The 5,515-nt window shown below is 71.4% G+C and carries 4 protein-coding genes; 2 read left to right on the forward strand and 2 right to left on the reverse strand.

Translation table 11 applies throughout. The annotated features are described in order from the left end of the window. Positions 1-43 precede the first annotated feature (43 nt). Positions 44-1,225 carry an FAD-dependent oxidoreductase gene (locus tag AB8Z36_RS27675; RefSeq protein WP_369216107.1) on the forward strand — a complete coding sequence of 394 codons (1,182 nt, stop codon included), beginning with the start codon at positions 44-46 and terminating at the stop codon, positions 1,223-1,225. Here AB8Z36_RS27675 and AB8Z36_RS27680 read toward each other — a convergent pair. After that, complete coding sequence (locus AB8Z36_RS27680) at positions 1,222-2,646, reverse strand: M1 family metallopeptidase (RefSeq protein ID WP_369216108.1); 1,425 nt, start codon at positions 2,644-2,646, stop codon at positions 1,222-1,224. The two genes, AB8Z36_RS27675 and AB8Z36_RS27680, sit on opposite strands and share 4 nt — an antisense overlap. Before the next feature lie 123 nt (positions 2,647-2,769). Between AB8Z36_RS27680 and AB8Z36_RS27685 the strand changes: the two genes are divergently transcribed. Beyond that, positions 2,770-3,711 (forward strand): trypsin-like serine peptidase, encoded by a 942-nt coding sequence (locus AB8Z36_RS27685; protein ID WP_369216109.1) that lies wholly within the window; start codon positions 2,770-2,772, stop codon positions 3,709-3,711. Between the two features lie 19 nt (positions 3,712-3,730). On the opposite strand, the gene AB8Z36_RS27690 is transcribed toward AB8Z36_RS27685, so the two are convergent. Then, a partial coding sequence (locus AB8Z36_RS27690) for a coagulation factor 5/8 type domain-containing protein (protein ID WP_369216110.1) occupies positions 3,731-5,515 on the reverse strand: 1,785 nt, incomplete at its 5' end.

Genomic DNA, 5,515 nt, shown 5'->3' on the forward strand with positions numbered 1-5,515 from the left:
CGGTGGAGGCGTGACCCCCACTCCTCCGGAATCGAGGCCCGCCATGTCCACCGCCCCAGAGAACACCCCGGTCAGCGCCCCGCGGCACGTCCCGATCGCCATCGTCGGCGGCGGCCTCGGCGGGCTCACCCTCGCCCGCGCCCTGCACGTCAACGGCGTGCCCTCAGCCGTCTTCGACCTGGAGACCGACCGCCACGCCCGCACCCAGGGCGGCATGCTCGACATGCACGAGGAGTCCGGTCAGGCGGCCCTGCGCGCCATGGAGCTGTACGACGGGTTCCGCGCCCTGGTGCACCCGGGCGGCCAGGCCACCCGCGTCCTCGACAAGCACGCCGCCGTCCATCTTCAGATCAGCGACGAGGACTCCGGCGGCGGCCGTCCCGAGATCGACCGAGGCGCCCTGCGCGACCTCATCCTGGACGCGCTCCCGCAGGGCACCGTCCACTGGAACGCCAAGGCCACCGCCGTACGCACGCTGGACGACGGCCGCCACGAGGTGACGCTCGCGAACGGCGGCACCTTCACCGCCGACGTGCTCGTGGGCGCCGACGGCGCCTGGTCCAGGGTGCGCACGCTGGTCTCCGACGTCCGCCCCTCCTACGCCGGTGTCTCCACCGTCGAGATCGACCTGTCCGACGCCGACATCCGGCACCCGGAGTCCGCGAAGGTGGTCGGCCCCGGCATGCTCTTCGCGCTCGGCGACGGCAGGGGCTTCCTCGCCCACCGCGAGGCCGACGGCAGCCTGCACGTCTACGCCTCGGTCAGGACCGGGCGCTCCTGGCTCGACGGCATCGACTTCACCGACACCGCGGCGGCCAAGCGGGCCGTCCTGGAGCAGTTCCCCGACTGGCACTCCGGTCTGCGGAACCTCGTGGCCGACGCCGACGGCGCACTGGTCCCCCGCCCGATCGTCGCCCTGCCCGCCGGTCACCGCTGGCGGCACGTCCCCGGCGTCACCCTGCTCGGCGACGCCGCCCACGTGATGTCGCCCTACGCGGGCGAGGGCGCCAACAACGCCATGCTGGACGCCGCCGAACTGGCCAAGGCCCTCATCGCCCGCCCCGGCGACCCGGAGGCCGCCCTCATCGCCTACGAGGAGGAGATGTTCCCCCGGGCCGAGGCCGCCGCGGCGATCTCGGCCGCCGGACTGGAGACGTGCTTCGCGAAGGACGCGCCCAGGGCACTGGTCGCCCAGTTCACCGCGGACCCCTGGGAAGCGGGTTAGGACGACGGGTGCCTGGGCTTCCCCTTCGTGAAGAGCCAGGTGTCGAACAGTTCGGAAAGGTCCTCCCCCGACACGTCCTCGCAGAGGGAGATGAAGTCCTCGGTGTCCGCGTTCTTGTGGCGGTACCGCCGCGTCCACTCCCGGACGACGTCGAAGAAGTCCTCGTCGCCGATCTCCTCGCGCACCTTGTGCAGCGTCATGGCGCCCCTGCCGTACACCGGCGGGTCGGACGTGCGCGGACCGCTCGGCGGGGCGCCCGGCGGGAAGTCCCAGATGCCCTCGCTCTCCTCGTGGCTGCCGTCATAGAACGCGTCGAAGATCTCGTCGGCGGTCCGCCCTCCGTGGTCCTCCTGCCAGAGCCACTCGGCGTAGGTGGCGAAGCCCTCGTTCAGCCACATGTCCTTCCACCTGCGCGGCGTGACCGAGTTGCCGAACCACTGGTGGGCCAGTTCGTGCACGACCAGGGTGTCATCGGGCGCGGAGTCGAAGTAGGGCCGCGTCTGGGTCTCCAGGGCGTAGTCGAGGCCGGGCAGGTGGTCCACGACGGCGCCGACCGAGGAGAAGGGGTAGGGGCCGAAGCGCTCACTGGCCCAGTCGGTGACCTCGGGCACCAGGTCCTCGACGCCCTCGGAGTCCGCCGCCTCGTCGGGGTCGACGCCGACGAGGACGGGAACGCCCTGTGACGTACGGCCCTTGTGCAGGTCGAAGTAGCCGACGGTCACATTGGCCAGGTACCCGGCCATGGGCTCCTCGGTGCGCCAGTGGCTCGTGACCCGCTTGCCCTGGTCCTCCTCCTTGACCAGCTCACCGTTGCTGAGGACGTCGTAGGGGTCGCCGTCCTCGTCCTTGGGCACCGAGACGGTGATGTCGTAGGTGGCCTTGTCGGAGGGGTGGTGGTTGCCGGGGAACCACGTCATGGAGCCGGTGGGTTCACCCAGCGCCGTCGCGCCGTCGTCGGTCTCGATCCAGCCCTCCACTCCCCCGTCGGCGTCCTCGGTCATCCTCGGCGTGCCGTCGTACGCGACCGTCGTCTCGAAGACCGTGCCCTTGCGCAGGGTCTTCGCGGGCGTGAGCACCAGCTCGTTCTTCTCGCGCGTGAAAGCGGCCTTCGCGCCGTCCACCTCCACGCCACGTACCTTCAGGCCCGCGAAGTCGAGGTCGAAGCGGCTCAGGTCCTGGGTGGCACGGGCGGTGATGACCGCGGTGGCCTTGAGGTGGTTGGTCTCGGGGACGTAGTCCAGGGTGAGGTCGTAGTGCGCGACGTCGTAGCCGCCGTTGCCCAGGCCGGGGAAGAGCGTGTCACCCACGCCGCGGGCTCCCGCGCGGCCCGCCCGGGTGTCGTCGCCGGGGCCCGTGCACGCGGCTCCCGTCACCAGGACGAACGCGGCGAACCACGCGTACGGCCGTATGAGTCGGCTCATGATGTCTCCCCCTGCGCTGCCCGGCCATACGATCATGGACCATACGGGTGCAGTCCCGCCAACCGGGTCGATTCACCCGCATCCACCGACACTGGCACCGATAACGACGCGAGGGGGATGCCCATGCGGTCGTCGCACGGGGCGGCGCTGGGCGCCGCGGCACTGCTCCTGGTGCTCTGGGGGCTGTCGGGGGTGCCGGGACAGGCGCTCGGCACCCCGGCGCCGGGCGTCCGGGCGGCCGTCGCCCACTGGACCCCCGAGCGCATGCGGGCGGCGCGGCCCGTGGTGGAGCGGGCCGGACCGGAGCAGCCCCGGGTGCGGCGGCCCGGAGTGGACCGGCCCGGGACGCGGGGGCGTCTGCCCGACGCGCCCGGCACGCCCTTCGCGGGGCTGCCGATGGTCGGCACGTTCTTCTGGGACGACGGCACCGGCACCGGCCGCTTCTGCGGCGGGACGGTCGTCAGAAGCCCCGGCAAGGACCTGGTGATGAGCGCGGCCCACTGCTTCGAGCGGCCGGAAGCGCGCGGGAACCTGGTCTTCGTCCCGGAGTACGACGACGGCAGGAAGCCGCACGGTGCCTTCGCCGTCACCTCCGGCGGCGTCCATGTCGACCCGCGGTACCTGTCGAAGGGCCGCGACGCCGCGGCCGACCTCGACTTCGCCTTCCTCAGGACCGAGCCGAACGGCGCCAGGGAGCTCGAAGACGCGGTGGGCGGCGCGGAGTTGCTCGTCGACGCCGGTTACGACCACGATCCGGTACGCCTGATCGGCTATCCGGCCAACCGGCCCCGGCCGCTGGACTGCACGGACAGGACCGTCCGCTACGACAGCACCGACCCCGCGGTCCCCGGCAGCTTCCTGCGGATCGCCTGCGACGACTACTCCGGCGGCACCTCGGGCGGCCCCTTCCTGGTGCGGCGCGGCACGGGCTGGGGCGTCATCGGCGTCATCGGCGGCTGGCACACCGGGGGCGACACCGCCGACATCTCCTACGGCTCCTACCTCGACGCGGACGCCAAGGCGCTGTACGACACGGCAGCCGTGCGGGCGGACACCCCCGGGTGACCCGCCCGCACGGCCGGTATCAGGGGTAGGACACCACCGTGGACGGCACGGTCGAGGTGCCGGAGGTGGGTCCGCCGGTGCTGTTGATGACGTGGTTGTACTGGCCGTTGCCGCCCAGCGAGACCACGGAGAGGTTGTGGAACTTCACGCCCGGGGTGTTGGGCGCGGAGAAGCCGTGGTCCTGGCGGATGCTCGGGTCCACGTTGTAGTAGCAGTAGCTGCCGAGGCCCCAGCCCTCGTGGGTGGTGACGGACGAGTTCACCTTGTAGGCGGCGAAGCCCTTGGTGTTCCCGTCCTGCACCGCCGCCTGGTTGGGCGCGTCGTAGGCCTTCTCGTTCTGGAAGAAGATGGTGCGGCCCCGCTGGCCGAACCAGTGCACGTCGTACTTGTTGAAGTGCTCGACGAACAGGCCCGTCGCCAGGACGTCGTCGCCGTTGACGCGGATGCCGTAGTCGCTGCGGTTGGTCTCCCAGCCGACGCCGTCGCCGTGGTCGGCGCGCCAGATCCAGGTGTGGTCGATGATGGTGTGGCGGCTGTTGATCACCATGCCGGTGGTCGCCTTGCCCGCACCGGCGCCGCCGACCCGGATGAAGACGTCCTGGACGGTGATCGGGTTGGCCGCGTGGTCGGCGGCGGAGCCCGAGGGGCCCACCTCCAGGAGGACCGGTGAGTTGACCGTGCCCGCGTCGATCAGGAATGCGGCGAGACGGACGCCGTTGACGTCGGCCACCTTCATCGCGACCACGCCGTTGTCGGGTATGAGGGTGGCGTACCCGAGGCCGAGGACCACCGTGTTCGCGCGCTTGATCTGGACCGTCTGGTCGAGGTGGTAGATGCCGGGGGTCAGCAGGAGGTGCAGCCCCTGGTCCAGGGCGGCGTTCAGGGTGGCGGCGCTGACGCCGGGCTTGGCCACGTAGAACTGGCTGAGGGGCAGCGAGGTGCCGCGCGGGGTGCCGTTGCCCCAGGTGACGCCGCGGGCGTTGGTCCTCTTCTCGGGCAGAAAGACCCGGTAGTTGCCGCCGTCCAGGTACAGGAACGGCTTCTCGCGCGAGATGGGCGTGGTGTCCAGGGTGGTGTACGGAGGGTTGGGGAAGCTGTTGGCCGGGGCGCCCTGCACGCCCGAGAACACCATGTTCCAGACGGCGTTGACCCAGCCGCCCACCGAGCTGTCGCGGGTGTACCACTGCTGCTGCGAGTACGGGCCGACCTCGCCGTCGATGCGGCTGTCGGCGATGTAGCCGCCGCTGGCCCAGCCGTACCCCGCCGGGGCGAGGTTGAGCCCGCCCTTGATGTGCATGCGCCGGAAGGGCGCGGCCTGGGCGACGGCCCAGCGGTTGGTGCCGTTGACCGGCTTGAGCGCGAGGTTCTCCGCCGAGCGCCAGAAGTTCTGGGTGGCGTTGCCGTTGAACCAGCCCGCGTCCACGGTGACGTCGCCGTTGATGTTCGTGTCGTCCGGGGAGAGGCCGAGGCCCATGATCGAGGTGTAGAAGCCGAGCTGGGCGTTGAGGCCGTTGTACGTTCCCGGCTTGAACAGCAGGGCGTAGCGTCCCGTGCCGAACTGCGCCGACTCCTGCTTTCTGAAGATCTCGTCCAGCTTGCCCTGGATGCCGGCCGTGGACGGGTCGAAGACGATGACGTTGGGGCCGAGGTCACCGCCACCGGGCAGGGCGGCGGGCTTGCGCCGCTTGTCTCCGGCCGCCGCGGAGGCGGGCGCCGACATGGCGAGCAGGGCCGGAACGGCGGCGGTCGCGGCCGCGGCTCCGAGGACGGTCCGGCGGGCGAGGGTGCGTGGGGGGTTGCCGGG

Origin of the sequence: Streptomyces flavofungini (assembly GCF_041028215.1) — a bacterium.
GTDB classification, from domain to species: domain Bacteria; phylum Actinomycetota; class Actinomycetes; order Streptomycetales; family Streptomycetaceae; genus Streptomyces; species Streptomyces flavofungini_B.